At 55.1% G+C, this 14044-nt stretch carries 11 protein-coding genes and 1 pseudogene; all 12 read right to left on the bottom strand.

Going from position 1 to position 14044, the window contains the following annotated elements; genetic code table 11:
• Nucleotides 1-110 precede the first annotated feature (110 nt).
• Nucleotides 111-857: a 3-deoxy-manno-octulosonate cytidylyltransferase gene (gene kdsB / locus ACZ6J2_RS09135; protein WP_023311001.1), complete on the bottom strand. Its 747-nt coding sequence runs from the start codon at nucleotides 855-857 to the stop codon at nucleotides 111-113.
• Nucleotides 854-1036: a protein YcaR gene (ycaR, locus tag ACZ6J2_RS09140; RefSeq protein WP_006174474.1), complete on the bottom strand. Its 183-nt coding sequence runs from the start codon at nucleotides 1034-1036 to the stop codon at nucleotides 854-856. The genes kdsB and ycaR overlap by 4 nt, the downstream gene beginning before the upstream one ends.
• Before the next feature lie 45 nt (nucleotides 1037-1081).
• Nucleotides 1082-2311 (bottom strand): winged helix-turn-helix domain-containing protein, encoded by a 1230-nt coding sequence (locus ACZ6J2_RS09145; RefSeq protein WP_471725495.1) that lies wholly within the window; start codon nucleotides 2309-2311, stop codon nucleotides 1082-1084.
• 44 nt (nucleotides 2312-2355) lie between these two features.
• Entirely contained in the window at nucleotides 2356-3333 is a 978-nt protein-coding gene (gene lpxK, locus ACZ6J2_RS09150; protein WP_471725497.1) for a tetraacyldisaccharide 4'-kinase, read from the bottom strand.
• Nucleotides 3330-5078, bottom strand: coding sequence for a lipid A ABC transporter ATP-binding protein/permease MsbA (gene msbA / locus ACZ6J2_RS09155; RefSeq protein ID WP_409245042.1), 1749 nt, complete (start codon nucleotides 5076-5078; stop codon nucleotides 3330-3332). The genes lpxK and msbA overlap by 4 nt, the downstream gene beginning before the upstream one ends.
• A 36-nt stretch (nucleotides 5079-5114) precedes the next feature.
• Nucleotides 5115-7379 carry a ComEC family protein gene (locus ACZ6J2_RS09160; protein ID WP_471725498.1) on the bottom strand — a complete coding sequence of 755 codons (2265 nt, stop codon included), beginning with the start codon at nucleotides 7377-7379 and terminating at the stop codon, nucleotides 5115-5117.
• Nucleotides 7380-7592: 213 nt separating this feature from the next.
• A complete protein-coding gene (gene ihfB, locus ACZ6J2_RS09165; protein ID WP_008499965.1) occupies nucleotides 7593-7880 on the bottom strand; it encodes an integration host factor subunit beta in 288 nt (95 codons plus the stop codon).
• 170 nt (nucleotides 7881-8050) lie between these two features.
• On the bottom strand, nucleotides 8051-9724 hold the full coding sequence (gene rpsA / locus ACZ6J2_RS09170; protein ID WP_008499966.1) for a 30S ribosomal protein S1: 1674 nt from the start codon (nucleotides 9722-9724) through the stop codon (nucleotides 8051-8053).
• Between the two features lie 111 nt (nucleotides 9725-9835).
• Entirely contained in the window at nucleotides 9836-10519 is a 684-nt protein-coding gene (gene cmk, locus ACZ6J2_RS09175) for a (d)CMP kinase (protein ID WP_013097305.1), read from the bottom strand.
• Nucleotides 10520-10704: 185 nt separating this feature from the next.
• Nucleotides 10705-11988 carry a 3-phosphoshikimate 1-carboxyvinyltransferase gene (gene aroA, locus ACZ6J2_RS09180; protein ID WP_471725501.1) on the bottom strand — a complete coding sequence of 428 codons (1284 nt, stop codon included), beginning with the start codon at nucleotides 11986-11988 and terminating at the stop codon, nucleotides 10705-10707.
• 69 nt (nucleotides 11989-12057) lie between these two features.
• Nucleotides 12058-13145 (bottom strand): annotated as a pseudogene (gene serC / locus ACZ6J2_RS09185) (3-phosphoserine/phosphohydroxythreonine transaminase).
• Between the two features lie 162 nt (nucleotides 13146-13307).
• Nucleotides 13308-14000: a DUF421 domain-containing protein gene (locus tag ACZ6J2_RS09190; protein WP_023310994.1), complete on the bottom strand. Its 693-nt coding sequence runs from the start codon at nucleotides 13998-14000 to the stop codon at nucleotides 13308-13310.
• Nucleotides 14001-14044: the final 44 nt, after the last annotated feature.

The following is a 14044-nucleotide window of genomic DNA, read 5'->3' on the forward strand; positions in this document are numbered from 1 at the left end:
ATAATGAGCGTCCTGAAGGGAGATGTCACCCGGAAGAGAACAATTAGGAAAAAGAAAGGGGAACTAGCGAGGGAGGGAACATCCCCCCATCAGGAGGGATGCAGGCAGTATTAGCGCAGCTCGGCGCGGACGCGCTCAAGATCTTCCGGCGTATCAACGCCCGTTCCAGGCACTTCGCTGGCAACGGCAACGTGAATTTTTTCGCCGTACCAGAGCACGCGAAGCTGCTCCAGCATTTCGATATGCTCCAGCGGACTCGGCGCCCAGGTAACATATCGACGAATAAAACCGGCCCGATAGCCGTAGATCCCGATATGACGCAGGAAAGTATCACCGATGGTCTCTTTAGAGAGCGCAAAGCGATCGCGATCCCACGGGATGGTGGCGCGCGAGAAATAAAGCGCATAGCCTTCGGCATCCATGACCACCTTCACCGCATTCGGATTGAATGCCTCTTCAGCGTGGTGAATGGGCACCGCTAGCGTCGCCATACCGACCTGACGCTGAGCCAGGTTTTCTGCCACCTGACGGATAATCACCGCCGGGATCATCGGCTCGTCACCCTGCACGTTAACGATGACCGTATCATCACTGAAGCCACATTTCTCAACCACTTCCGCCAGACGCTCGGTGCCGGACTGGTGATCGGCGCGGGTCATGCATACCTCACCGCCTGCCGCCTCAACCGCACGGGCGACGTCAGGATGATCGGTAGCAACAATCACGCGATCGGCACCGGATTCACGCGCACGCTCAAGGACATGCACAATCATCGGCTTGCCGTTGATATCCACCAGCGGTTTACCCGGAAGACGCGTTGAGGCATAACGCGCAGGAATAATGACAACAAAACTCATGGTTTGCTCTCTTCTGCCACCAGGGAACGAGCTTCATTTTCCAGCAGCACCGGAATGCCGTCACGCAGCGGGAAAGCCAGGCTGTCCAGCTTGCAGATCAGCTCCTGTTTGTCCTGACTGTAGTAGAGTTTGCCGTTGCATACCGGGCAGGCAATAATTTCAAGTAAACGGTGATCCATAGTTCCTCCGTATGGGTAATCGCTAAAGCTTAACACATTCCCTTTTCAGGGAGTGCCTGTTTCCCAGCCACTTCGACAGGATGTAAACAGTCCGTCAGGCACCCGACCCAGCGTCACGTCGCGAGCACCCTGCCAGCGCGCGAATTCGCTAATGGCGAACGTTAAGCCTTTTTCCAGGCTCGCCGTCACCCTGACGCCCTCTTCCAGATAAAGCGCAATAATTTCAAGCGTGCCGGTCTTGCGGTGCATTTTGGCATCCATGCGCCCGACCAGTTGCCCCTTATGCAGCAGCGGGAGAACAAAGTAACCATACTGGCGCTTTGGAGCCGGGGTATAACATTCCAGCCGGTAGTTAAAATCGAACAGCTGCTCGGCGCGTTTTCTGTCCCAGACGACCGGGTCGAAAGGCGACAACACCGCACTGTGGGTTGCCTGAAGTTTCCCCTCCAGGGCCAGAGGCAGTAGCGGGAGGAGATCCGCATGCAGCCACATTTCGCCCAGCGTTTCCACCGTGACGGGGATGACGCGCTGTTCGCGTTGCCAGATGTCCAGCAGCGGTTTCAGCGCGGGCTGGCGAAGCCGATAATAATCTGCCAGCCATTGCGGGCGGAAAATCCCCAGGCTGCGGGCGCTGTTTTCGAGCATGATAGCCTCGGCCGCCTCCTGGGTAAGCAGGTCACGCTCGTCGTCCCAGTGCGGCATCACGCGATGCGTCAGGTCGTAGACGCGCTGAAAATTACGCCGCTCAATCACCATGACTTTGCCTGAGGTGAACAACCCTTCAAGATGACGTTTGTGCGGTTTCCACTCCCACCAGCCGCTGGTGCCTTTGCGCGGGTGTTCAAAATCGGCGGAGCGCACGGGACCGTTTTCCTGAATATGCGCGATAAGCTGCTCAATTTCAGCCGCATGTTCCAGCATCCACGCCTGGCGGTATTTCCAGCCCATCTTTTCAGGGGCAAGCATACGGTGGCGAACCAGGGCAAAATCGCTTCGGGGCAGGAAGCAGGCTTCGTGCGCCCAGTACTCCATTAACTCCCCCTTGCTGAGCGCCTCATCCAGCCACTGAGAAGGATAATTCCCCAGGCGGCTAAACAGGACCAGGTAAGGGCTACGGGCCACAATGTTAATGGTGTCGATTTGAAGCAGCGACATGCGCTGGACGGTAGAGAGAATATCGGCAGGCTGCGCGCGGCGGCGGGGCTTTTTAAGCAGCCCCTGCGCGGCAAGGTGTAAATGACGTGCGGCTGAAAGCGAGAGTTGCGGTAAAGACATGCGTTTTCCTGTCAGTCAAAGCGCCACCAGAACCGCGTAAGCCTTTACTGCACCAACGCAATCAGTTCCTGGAGCAAGTGTTCCGACTGATCGCCGCTGAGTTCAGCGTCAACCGGCAGATACCACCAGTTATCTTTCGCAAAGGCACGGCATTTTACCGCATCTTTTTCGGTCATGATCAGAGACTGCCCGGGTACGGTCAGGGCGTCTACCTGCCCTTCCACCAGCGCCTGATGGTCGGCCAGCGGAACGCGTTTTTCCAGCCGGGCACCACAGTGTTCCAGCGTCGCGAAGAAGCGCGGCGGATGGCCAATCCCCGCCATCGCCACCGATGAAGGCAGCTCAGCAACCGACCGGCGTTCACCCGTCACCAGGTTGATCGCCAGGCCTGGCTGCAGGTACATCGGGATTTCACCCGCTTTTGCCTCACCGCCGTTCACAATCACCGCATCAACGGACTTAAGACGCGAAGCGCGTTCGCGCATGGGTCCGGCCGGCAGCCACCAGCCGTTACCGAAGCGGCGAACCCCGTCGATGACCACAATCTCTTTATCACGCGCCAGCGCGTAATGCTGCAGGCCATCGTCAGTGATAATGATTTGTACCGCATGTTCGGCAAGCAGTGCCTGAACGGCGTCGCTGCGCACCGGGGAGACCGCAACCGGTGCGCCGGTACGCTGGAAAATCAATACCGGTTCATCACCCGCTTCGGCGGTCGTGGTTTCCGCCGTCAGCAGCAGCGGATAACGCGCCGCTTTACCACCATATCCGCGCGATACTACCCCCGGGCGGATACCGCGTTTTTGCAATTGCTCGACCAGCCAGATCACTACCGGCGTTTTACCGTTGCCGCCCGCCGTAAGATTACCGACAACCACAACCGGAACCGGCGCGCGCCAGGCGCGCTTCAACCCCAGACGGTAAAGCAGACGGATAATGCCGCTCACCAGGCCGTATAGCCAGGAGAGCGGCAAAAGCAGCAGCCACAGCGGGGATTCACCGGACCAGATGCGTGCAATCATTCGCCGAACTGCATCTTATGAAGCTGGGCGTAAACGCCGCGGTGTTCCAGCAAATCAGCATGGCTTCCGCGTTCAACAATGATGCCATCCTCAACCACGACGATTTCGTCAGCCTGCTCGATAGTCGACAGACGGTGCGCAATCACCAGCGAGGTACGGTTCTTTTGCAGCTCATCCAGCGCAGACTGAATAGCGCGTTCAGATTCCGTATCCAGCGCAGAGGTCGCTTCGTCCAGAATCAGAATCGGGCTATCGCGCAGCAGCGCACGCGCAATGGCGATACGCTGACGCTGACCGCCGGAGAGCAGTACCCCGTTTTCACCGATTATCGTATCCAGACCGTTATCCATTTTGTTGATAAAGTCCATTGCGTAGGCCATACGCGCGGCGTTCTCAATCTGCTCACGGCTGTATTCATCCGTGCGCGCATACGCAATGTTGTTAGCCACAGTATCGTTGAACAGGTGCACGTTCTGGGAAACCAGCGCCACCTGGTTACGCAGCGACTGCAGGGTATATTCCCGCAGGTCATGACCGTCCAGGAGGATCTCACCTTCGTTAATATCGTAGAAACGGGTGATCAGGCTGGCAATGGTCGATTTACCCGAGCCGGAACGGCCCACCAGCGCCACGGTTTTACCCGCCGGAATGGACAGGTTGATATTACGCAGCGCCGGCGTTTCACGTCCAGGATAGGAGAAAGTGACATTGCGGAATTCAACATCGCCACGGGCGCGCTCAATCTCGCGAGTACCTTCATCTTTTTCCTGTTCGGAATCCAGAATGCTGAACAGCGTCTGACAGGCGGCCATCCCGCGCTGGAACTGGGCGTTCACGTTCGTCAGGGATTTCAGCGGACGCATCAGGGCAATCATCGAAGAGAAGACCACGGTGATAGTACCCGCCGTCAGCGTCTCCATCACGCTAGGGAAACTTGCCGCATAGAGGACGAATGCCAGCGCCAGGGACGCAATCAGCTGAATAATCGGGTCAGAGATGGAAGAGGCCGAGACCATTTTCATCCCCTGCAGACGCATTTTATTGCTGACTTTATCGAAGCGTTTGGTTTCGACGTCCTGACCGCCAAAAATCAGAACTTCTTTATGTCCTTTCAGCATCTGTTCCGCGCTGGTCGTCACCTGCCCCATCGTGTTCTGCATATTCTTACTGATATTGCGGAAGCGCTTTGAGACGACGCGGATAGCAATAGAAACTATCGGCGCCAGAACGATAAGGATGATCGACAGCTGCCAGCTGTAATAGAACATCATCGCGAACAGGCCGATGATTGACGCGCCCTCACGCACAACGGTGATCAGCGCGCTTGAGGACGAGGAGGCAACCTGCTCTGAGTCGTAAGTAATACGGGACAGCAGCGTCCCGGTAGACTGCTTGTCAAAGAACGAGACCGGCATGCCCATCATGTGGCTGAACAGGCGACGGCGCATGGTCATAACCACTTTCCCTGATACCCAGGAAATACAGTAGCTGGAGATATAGCTGGTGATGCCGCGTAAGATCATCAGTCCGATAACCACCAGAGGCATCCATAGCAACACTGAGCGATCCGTTTTACCAAAACCGTCGTCCAGTAACGGTTTGAGAAGCGATAGCATAAAAGTATCGCTGGCTGCGTTGAGGATTAACGCTACTCCCGCCACGATCAGGCCTGTTTTAAAGGGCGCAATCATCGGCCAGAGTCGGCGGAAGGTTTGCCACGTGGAGAGATCTTTGTCGTTATGCATTCAAAAAACCAGCATTCGTTGAAATAGCCGCATATTCTACCCGTTATCGACGGGCTCGCCAAACCACTGATGATACCAAACGGGTAAAAATTGCTCTCGCAAGCGCCGGATTTGCCAGTGATGTTGCGAGAATGTCACCGATATTTGTCCAGAATGAGGGGTATCGTGCCAGATGTACCCCTCTTTTCGGTAGCGTCGGACAACTTTTGCCGACGGGAATCGCCATGCGTTATAGCGGGCCGCGGAATCCAGGGCGATCTGACCTTCCACCCGCTGCACCAGCGGCAATGAAGAAGAAGTATTGCTGCCATGATGGGGCACCTGTATGAGCGTGGACGTCAGATAACGCCAGTAATGGCTAAGCATAGCCTGTTCCGCTTGCGCTTCAATGTCCCCCGTTAGCAGAACGCTCTGCTCACCGTCGTCCACCTTTACCACGCAGGAATGGTTATTTCCCTGAGCCGGGTAATTTTCAGGGGGCCAGTGGACGGTGAAGGAGAGTCCCTGCCATTTCCATCTCTGCCCGCGAAAACAGGGCCGATGCCCCACCTGGCGCAACGGGCTTCTTACCCACGCGTCCGGCCACGCTTTTTGCAACGATGCGAGTCCTCCCGCATGGTCGAGGTGTTCATGACTGAGAATAACGCCTTCAGGCCTCAGGTGATGCCAGCGAAGCCATGGGATAATTAACCGCTGCGCGCTATCCCCGCCCGGCCAGGCGAGCCCGGTATCATAGAGAATGGCTTTTCCCTGCCGTTCAATGACCATCGCCAGCCCCTGCCCCACATCCAGCATATGCAGCGTCCAGCTCTCGCTTTTTTCCGTTCGCCAGAGAGGAAATGTCAGCAAGGCACTTCCTGCAAGACAAACTGCAGGAAGGGTTTTCCAGGCACGAAAGCGCCAGCCAATGATGATAAGCCAGGGCAGTAATGTCATGTACTGCCAGCGTTGGTCGACATTTTGCCAGCCGTCAGGCAGGCGCATGAGGAGCCAGAACAGCCCCGCAAGTGATTTATCGGCTGTGAACCAGACGACGCTTTCAGGTGCCGCCAGCGGCAGCAGATGAAGCAGCATACCGAGCAGAATCAGCGGCACGGAGACAAACGTCACCAGGGGAACGGCAAAGAGATTCGCGACCAGAGAAGAAATGCTGAAGCCGTGGAAAATCAGGACCTGTAGCGGCATCAGCAGCATCAGCATGCCCACCTGCAGATAGATCAGGTTCAGCAGCGGCCGTAGACGTCGTGCCCTGCGCCAGCCAGGAAGAGGCAGCCACTGAAACCAGAAAATCAGCGCGGCGACGGCAAATGCAGACAAGAGCAGACTCTGCGAGAGTATGGCTAAGGGATCGCTTATCAGGATCGCCGCGATACAGCAGACCCACACCTGCCAGGGAGACCATTGCCGTGCAGCGATCCGCAACATTGCAAGCACAGCAAGCGCGATGATCGTGCGTAGCGCAGGAGGTTGCAGACCGGTAAGCCAGGCGTAGAAAGCGGCAAAGCATAACCCGGCCAGAAGAGGCATTTGCCAGTGGATCCGGTGGCTGGGTAATAAAAACTGGAGCCCACGTGCGAGTAACCAGGCGAGGGATGCCGCCAGCGCGATATGCAGACCCGAAATCGCCATCAGATGCAGCGTCCCGGTTTCACGCATCAGGTCTTTTATTTCCCGGGGCACATCCAGACGTTCACCCATTCCCAGACCGAGAATAACCGCCCCCCATCGGTAAGCAGAAAGGCGGTTTTGCAGTGACATGAGATATTGCGCTCGCAGGCTGCAGCGTCCATCGACGAGTTCCGCACGGGTGAAGCGTCCGCTCAGCGTTTGATGGCGTGCAAAGGCGCTACGCTGGGAATCATAACCGCCGTCGTTCAGCTCGCCGTGGGCAGGTCTGAGCCTGAGCGTCATGGTCCAGCGCTGACCGGCACACGCTTTCTGTGGCAGATAATTGCCATACAACGTTACGCCGGTAGAGGCCCACCAGCGCTTGCCATCAACGCTAAGAATGTTTCCCTGATGCTGCGTTGCGCCATCTGTGGCGGCGATCGCTACCTCAGCCTGCACGGCCCCCGTGGTTAAATGTTGCATCGGCCAGACGCTCTCCTTCGCAGCCAGAATACCCCACACGCAAAATAACAGCGTGATACCCGCATACTTCAGTCGTACGTTTCGCCGTGCGGCCAGCACGATCCCGCCAAAAATCATTATCCACACGGTATGACGTGATGGCAGTTCAGGTAACCAGAGTAACGGGGCTATCGCCAGAATGGCGCAGATACCAAGCGCGGGAATTCCCATTGCTACCTCCCTGTTTCAGAGGGGCAGTATCTAATCAGGCAGAAGGAATGTCAGATGGGAAGAGTGCGTTTTACGGCGCGCGCTGTGCTGTTTTTATCGGTTTGCAGAAAACGAAACGGAAAATGCGGGGCATCTTCAGAATGAAAGCGACAGAGACAAAAAAAGCACCCGCAGGTGCTTTCTTTCGAACCCAGTTTAACCGGCTGGCTAAACTCAGTTGCCGTAAATATTGGCGCGATCGCGCAGTTCTTTACCCGGCTTAAAGTGTGGAACGTACTTACCTTCCAGTTCGACTTTATCGCCAGTTTTCGGGTTACGCCCGGTACGTGGAGCACGATAGTGCAGAGAAAAACTACCGAAACCGCGGATTTCAATGCGCTCGCCCTGGGCAAGAGTGGAGGCCATATGCTCCAGCATCTCTTTTACGGCATCTTCCACTGCCTTGGCAGGGATATGCGGTTGCTGACTGGCAAGTCTTTCAATCAATTCTGACTTGGTCATGATTCCTCCGGTTCCTTTCAAACCAATTAGCTGAACAGCTCATTAAACAAGGGCGGCCGTAGCCGCCCTTTGTTATTGATTACAGGACGAATCCTGCAATCTGTCAAGTTTGCTCCTCATCCTTCACGCTGTAAATGCGTTACAGCGCAAATGATGCTGAGAACCTGATATTACTCGCCTTTAGCTGCTTTGAAAGCTTCAGCCATTGCGTTGTTAGAGAAGTTTGCATCTTCCTGTTTGTTAACAGTTGCGATTGCATCTTTCTCATCAGCTTCGTCTTTAGCACGAACAGACAGGCTGATTGCACGGTTCTTACGGTCAACACCGGTGAACTTAGCTTCAACGTCGTCGCCTACGTTCAGAACCAGAGTGGCATCTTCAACGCGGTCACGTGAAGCTTCAGAAGCGCGCAGGTAACCTTCAACGCCGTCAGCCAGTTCTACGGTTGCGCCTTTAGCGTCAACTGCAGTCACTTTACCGTTTACGATTGCGCCTTTCTTGTTCAGTGCAACCCAGTTGTTGAACGGATCTTCTGCGAGCTGTTTAACGCCCAGGGAGATACGCTCACGCTCTGCGTCAACCTGCAGAACAACTGCAGCGATTTCGTCGCCTTTTTTGTATTCACGAACTGCTTCTTCGCCTGCAACGTTCCAGGAGATGTCAGACAGGTGAACCAGGCCATCGATGCCGCCGTCCAGGCCGATGAAGATACCGAAGTCAGTGATAGACTTGATTTTACCTTCAACACGGTCGCCCTTGTTGTGGGTTTCCGCGAACTGCTGCCATGGGTTGTTTTTGCACTGTTTCAGGCCCAGGGAGATACGACGACGTTCTTCGTCGATATCCAGAACCATCACTTCCACTACATCACCAACGTTAACAACTTTGGATGGGTGGATGTTTTTGTTGGTCCAGTCCATTTCGGAAACGTGCACCAGACCTTCAACGCCTTCTTCGATTTCAACGAAGCAGCCGTAGTCAGTCAGGTTGGTTACGCGACCAGTCAGTTTAGTACCTTCTGGGTAACGCTTAGCGATAGCTACCCATGGATCTTCGCCCAGCTGTTTCAGGCCGAGGGATACACGAGTACGCTCGCGGTCGAACTTCAGCACTTTAACAGTGATTTCGTCGCCCACGTTCACGATTTCGCTTGGGTGCTTAACGCGTTTCCACGCCATGTCGGTGATGTGCAGCAGGCCATCAACGCCGCCCAGGTCAACGAATGCGCCGTAGTCAGTGAGGTTCTTAACGATACCTTTGACTTCCATGCCTTCCTGCAGGTTTTCCAGCAGCTGATCGCGTTCTGCGCTGTTTTCGGATTCGATAACGGCACGACGGGATACAACAACGTTGTTACGCTTCTGGTCCAGCTTGATTACTTTGAACTCAAGCTCTTTGCCTTCCAGGTGCAGAGTGTCACGAACTGGACGAACGTCTACCAGAGAACCTGGCAGGAACGCACGAATACCATTCAGCTCAACAGTGAAGCCACCTTTAACTTTGCCGTTGATAACACCGACCACAGTTTCAGCTTCTTCGTAAGCTTTTTCCAGCGTGATCCATGCTTCGTGACGTTTAGCTTTCTCACGAGAAAGCAGGGTTTCACCGAAGCCGTCTTCTACTGCGTCCAGAGCAACGTCAACTTCGTCACCAACCTGGATTTCCAGCTCGCCCTGGGCGTTTTTGAACTGCTCTGCCGGAATGGCGGACTCAGATTTCAGACCGGCGTCAACCAGTACTACGTCTTTGTCGATAGCAACAACAACACCGCGAACGATGGAACCCGGGCGGGTTTCGATTTCTTTTAAGGATTCTTCAAACAGTTGAGCAAAAGATTCAGTCATGTTTAATCTTCAGGTTAATATTAACGTCCACCTGGCTCCGTGCCGGATGGGGTTGTTTCACATACCCGCCGTCAATCCATTGCAGCGGGGGTACTACTAAATCGGTCGCGATTACGCGAGTGCCAGTTTTTGGCGCGCATATTGTAGCGCTTTTTCAATCACTTGCTCAATAGTTAAACTGGTTGAATCCAGAACTAATGCATCTTCTGCAGGAACAAGTGGGGCGACGGCGCGGTTACGATCGCGGTCATCGCGCTCTTTTATCTCGGATAAAAGGCGATCAAAGTTAACACTAAACCCCTTTTCCTGCAACTGAAGCATGCGGCGTTGAGCACGTTCTTCCGAAGAGGCGTCAAGGAAAATTTTCACTGGCGCATCAGGGAATACCACCGTTCCCATATCGCGTCCGTCAGCGATCAGCCCCGGGGCTTCACGGAACGCGCGCTGACGACGTAACAGCGCCTCGCGAACGCGCGGGAACGCCGCGACCTGGGAGGCCGCATTAGCCACTTCCTGCGTACGGATTTCGCCGCTCACGTCTTCCCCTTCAAGGATGACTTCCAGGTTGCCATCGGTTGATACGAAACGCACATCCAGATGCGCAGCCAGCGGAACCAGCGCTTCTTCAGACGCGACATCCACATGGTGATGCAGCGCGGCCAGCGCCAGCACGCGATAGATTGCTCCCGAATCTAAAAGATGCCATTGCAATGCTTCCGCCATCGCTTTGCACAGAGTACCTTTCCCTGCGCCACTCGGCCCATCAATGGTGATTACCGGGGCAACTGCCGTCATCTTTTTCTCCTTAAATAAGGCATACCGTTTACATGAACGCCGCGCATTATACGCGCCAACGTGCGCAACTGTTACCTTTGCGTGCAAATTACGGAATGATTGAAGCAGAGTGTAGAAGAAATGAGCGGAGGTGTTCGTAATGAAGCGTAAGGAAATGCCGCATCGGGCGATGCGGCAATACGTTATCAGGCCAGCGTGCTAATGCGTGCCAGCTGTTCGAAGTAGTCCGGGAAGGTTTTCGCGGTACATTTCGGGTCAAGAATGGTGACTGGCGTGTCTGACAGCGCCACCAGCGAAAAGCACATCGCCATGCGGTGATCGTTGTAGGTGCCGATTTCCGCAAACTGCAGTTTTGCCGGAGGGGTCACGCGAATGTAGTCTTCGCCCTCTTCCACCTCGGCACCGACTTTTCGCAGTTCGGTCGCCATCGCGAACAGGCGGTCCGTCTCTTTTACGCGCCAGTTGTAGATATTACGCAGCGTGGTCGTGCCTTTGGCAAACAGCGCCGCCGTGGCAATGGTCATCGCCGCATCCGGGATATGGTTCATGTCCATGTCGATGGCGTTCAGCTCGCCGTGGGTACAGGAGATGAAGTCATCGCCCCAGGTGACAATGGCGCCCATTTTTTCCAGCACGTCCGCAAAACGGATGTCGCCCTGCACGCTGTTACGGCCAATACCGGTCACTTTTACCGTGCCGCCTTTAATCGCACCCGCAGCCAGGAAGTAGGACGCGGATGACGCATCTCCTTCAACCAGGTAGTTGCCCGGAGACTGGTACTGCTGCGCCCCGCGCACCACGAAGCGCTGATAAGACTGGTTTTCCACCTCAACGCCGAAGGTTTTCATCAGGTGCAGGGTGATATCAATGTACGGTTTGGAGACCAGCTCACCTTTAATGGTGATAACCGTATCCTGCGGTGCCAGCGGCGCGGTCATCAGCAGTGCCGTCAGGAACTGGCTGGAGACGCTGCCGTCCACCTCGACGTGACCGCCGGTAAAACCGCCGCGCAGACGCAGTGGCGGATAGTTTTCCTGCTCAAGATACTCAACCTGCGCGCCGCCCTGACGCAGAGCATCCACAAGGTGACCAATCGGACGCTCTTTCATGCGCGGCTCGCCGGTCAGCATAATGTTGTTGCTACCCAGGCACAGGGCCGCCGCCAGCGGGCGCATCGCGGTACCGGCGTTGCCCAGAAACAGCTCAAGCTCTTCGCCCGAGCGCAGCGCGCCGCCGTTGCCGGTCACTTCGCAGCGGGTACGATCGTCGGAGAGAGTGTAATGAACGCCCAACGCTTTCAGCGCATTGAGCATATGGCGCACGTCATCGCTGTCCAGCAGGTTTGTGAGGACGGTGGTGCCGTTTGCCAGAGCTGCCAGCAGCAAAGCGCGGTTCGAGACACTTTTTGAACCAGGCAGATTGATGGTGCCATCTACCCGCGCGATAGGTTGTAACGTCAGGGATTCCATGAAAACTAAACTCTCAACTCAACATAATAAAAACCCCGCAGGGAAGCTGCGGGGGTGAAAAACAGCAAATTAACCGTGACGACGTTCGAAGTCGATCATGAAATCCGTCAGGGCCTTAACGCCTTCCAGCGGCATCGCGTTATAGATGGAGGCACGCATGCCGCCAACGACACGGTGACCTTTGAGCGCATGCAGGCCTGCCGCGAAGGACTCTTCCAGGAACACTTTGTCCAGGCTGCTGTCCGCCAGCTGGAACGGCACGTTCATGCGGGAACGGTTCGCTTTCGCCACATCGTTGCGGTAGAAATCGCTCTTGTCGATTACGCCGTACAGCAGTTCGGCTTTCTGCTGATTGACCTTGTCCATCTGCGCCACGCCGCCGTTTTGCTTCAGCCATTTGAAGACCAGGCCGGAGAGATACCAGGCAAACGTTGGTGGAGTGTTAAACATCGAATCGTTATCGTTCAGCACGGTGTAATCGAGAATCGACGGGCAGGATTTATGCGCTTTACCCAGCAGGTCTTCACGTACGACGACGATAGTCAAACCGGCCGGCCGATATTTTTCTGCGCGCCCGCATAGATAACGCCGTAGCGGCTGACATCAATTGGCGCAGAGAGAATGGTGGAGGAGAAGTCGGCGGCAACCACGACATCGCTACCGAAGTTTGGCGTCTCGTCGATGGCAATCCCGTCAATGGTTTCGTTCGGGCAGTAGTGCAGATACGCTGCGTTATCTGAAAGCTGCCACTCGCTCATTGGCTTCACGGCGCGCAGACCGTCAACGGTCACTTTGGCGTCGATAACATTCGGCGTGCAGTATTTATGCGCTTCTTTAACGGCGCTTGCCGCCCAGTAACCTGCGTCAACGTAGTCAGCCGTCGTTTTGTCGCCGAGAATATTCAGCGGAACGCCCGCAAACTGGCCGCGTCCACCGCCGTGACAGAACAATACTTTGTAGTTCGAGGGAATATTCAGCAGATCGCGAAAATCCTTTTCTGCCTCTTCCGCCACCTGAATAAACTCTTTACCACGGTGGCTGATTTCCATCACCGACGTACCGAGACCGTTCCAGTCACAAAGTTCCTGTTGAGCCTGTTTAAGCACGTCTGCCGGTAACATTGCCGGACCTGAACTGAAATTAAAGACTTGAGCCATTTCCCCTCACCACGCTAAAAGCCATAAGTTATAACTGTGGATATCGGTTTTATCATTCAGTGACACGCGCCGCAATGTCTAAAACTTATGACCCGTGAAATGTGCCCCGCGTCACACAAAACAATCTGCCGCCTCGCTAAGACAAAACCGACAAAATGGCTGTCAGGTAATACGTTTGGCCCGGCTAACCTTCGTCCATTCCGGATTTGCACAGCGGGGGCATAATTGGCGATCCCCCGGCTGCATCGCGACAACATGGCTACATCTTACGCAAGCATACTCGCCGGATTCAGGTACCGTTCTGAAACGCTCGATCAGCATATCCGGCAGGATACACAGTCCCGGCTTCACCTCGTCGTCAGAATAGTAATAGACGCTGATCTGCCCGTTGGTTTCCATGATCGCCAGACGCACCTGCCCGAGCTGTTCAACGCTGTTAAGGCGAAGCTCCATAAAGAACTCAAACTCGGTCATATTGGCGCTTTGTACATTTTCCCAGGCCAGCTGTCCGTCCTCGACGATAACGACCGGCTTCCCTTCAAGCAGATCTTCGAGCTTTTCGCTTTTCGACATCAGCCACATGACAAGACGGTAAAGTAGCGCCAGTGAGACAAAAACGATAAACACCGGCACCATCGGCACGTCGTCATAAAAGGCGACGTCCCCCGCCGCCGAGCCCAGCGTCAGGATGATCAATACCTCAAAGAGCGACATCTGCCGCACGCCGCGGCGGCCGGTGATTTTAAGAAACAGGAAGACGAGGACGAAGGTATACAGGCTGCGCAGCGCCACTTCGCCCAGAAATTCAGGAGGAACTTTATCAAACGCCATCCGCTGGAGATCAAATGCTTTCATTTTTCTATGCCTTAACAGTCAGTTACTGCCACTAAGCATAGCCC

The sequence above is a fragment of the Enterobacter sp. E14S genome (assembly GCF_055666685.1).

Coding starts and splice junctions, on each gene's coding strand:
- ACZ6J2_RS09160 (WP_471725498.1), bottom strand. CDS start 7,379: ATGGGAATTCCCGCGCTTGGTATCTGCGCCATTCTGGCGATAGCCCCG.
- rpsA (WP_008499966.1), bottom strand. CDS start 9,724: ATGACTGAATCTTTTGCTCAACTGTTTGAAGAATCCTTAAAAGAAATC.
- msbA (WP_409245042.1), bottom strand. CDS start 5,078: ATGCATAACGACAAAGATCTCTCCACGTGGCAAACCTTCCGCCGACTC.
- lpxK (WP_471725497.1), bottom strand. CDS start 3,333: ATGATTGCACGCATCTGGTCCGGTGAATCCCCGCTGTGGCTGCTGCTT.
- aroA (WP_471725501.1), bottom strand. CDS start 11,988: ATGGAATCCCTGACGTTACAACCTATCGCGCGGGTAGATGGCACCATC.
- ihfB (WP_008499965.1), bottom strand. CDS start 7,880: ATGACCAAGTCAGAATTGATTGAAAGACTTGCCAGTCAGCAACCGCAT.
- ACZ6J2_RS09190 (WP_023310994.1), bottom strand. CDS start 14,000: ATGAAAGCATTTGATCTCCAGCGGATGGCGTTTGATAAAGTTCCTCCT.
- ycaR (WP_006174474.1), bottom strand. CDS start 1,036: ATGGATCACCGTTTACTTGAAATTATTGCCTGCCCGGTATGCAACGGC.
- ACZ6J2_RS09145 (WP_471725495.1), bottom strand. CDS start 2,311: ATGTCTTTACCGCAACTCTCGCTTTCAGCCGCACGTCATTTACACCTT.
- kdsB (WP_023311001.1), bottom strand. CDS start 857: ATGAGTTTTGTTGTCATTATTCCTGCGCGTTATGCCTCAACGCGTCTT.
- cmk (WP_013097305.1), bottom strand. CDS start 10,519: ATGACGGCAGTTGCCCCGGTAATCACCATTGATGGGCCGAGTGGCGCA.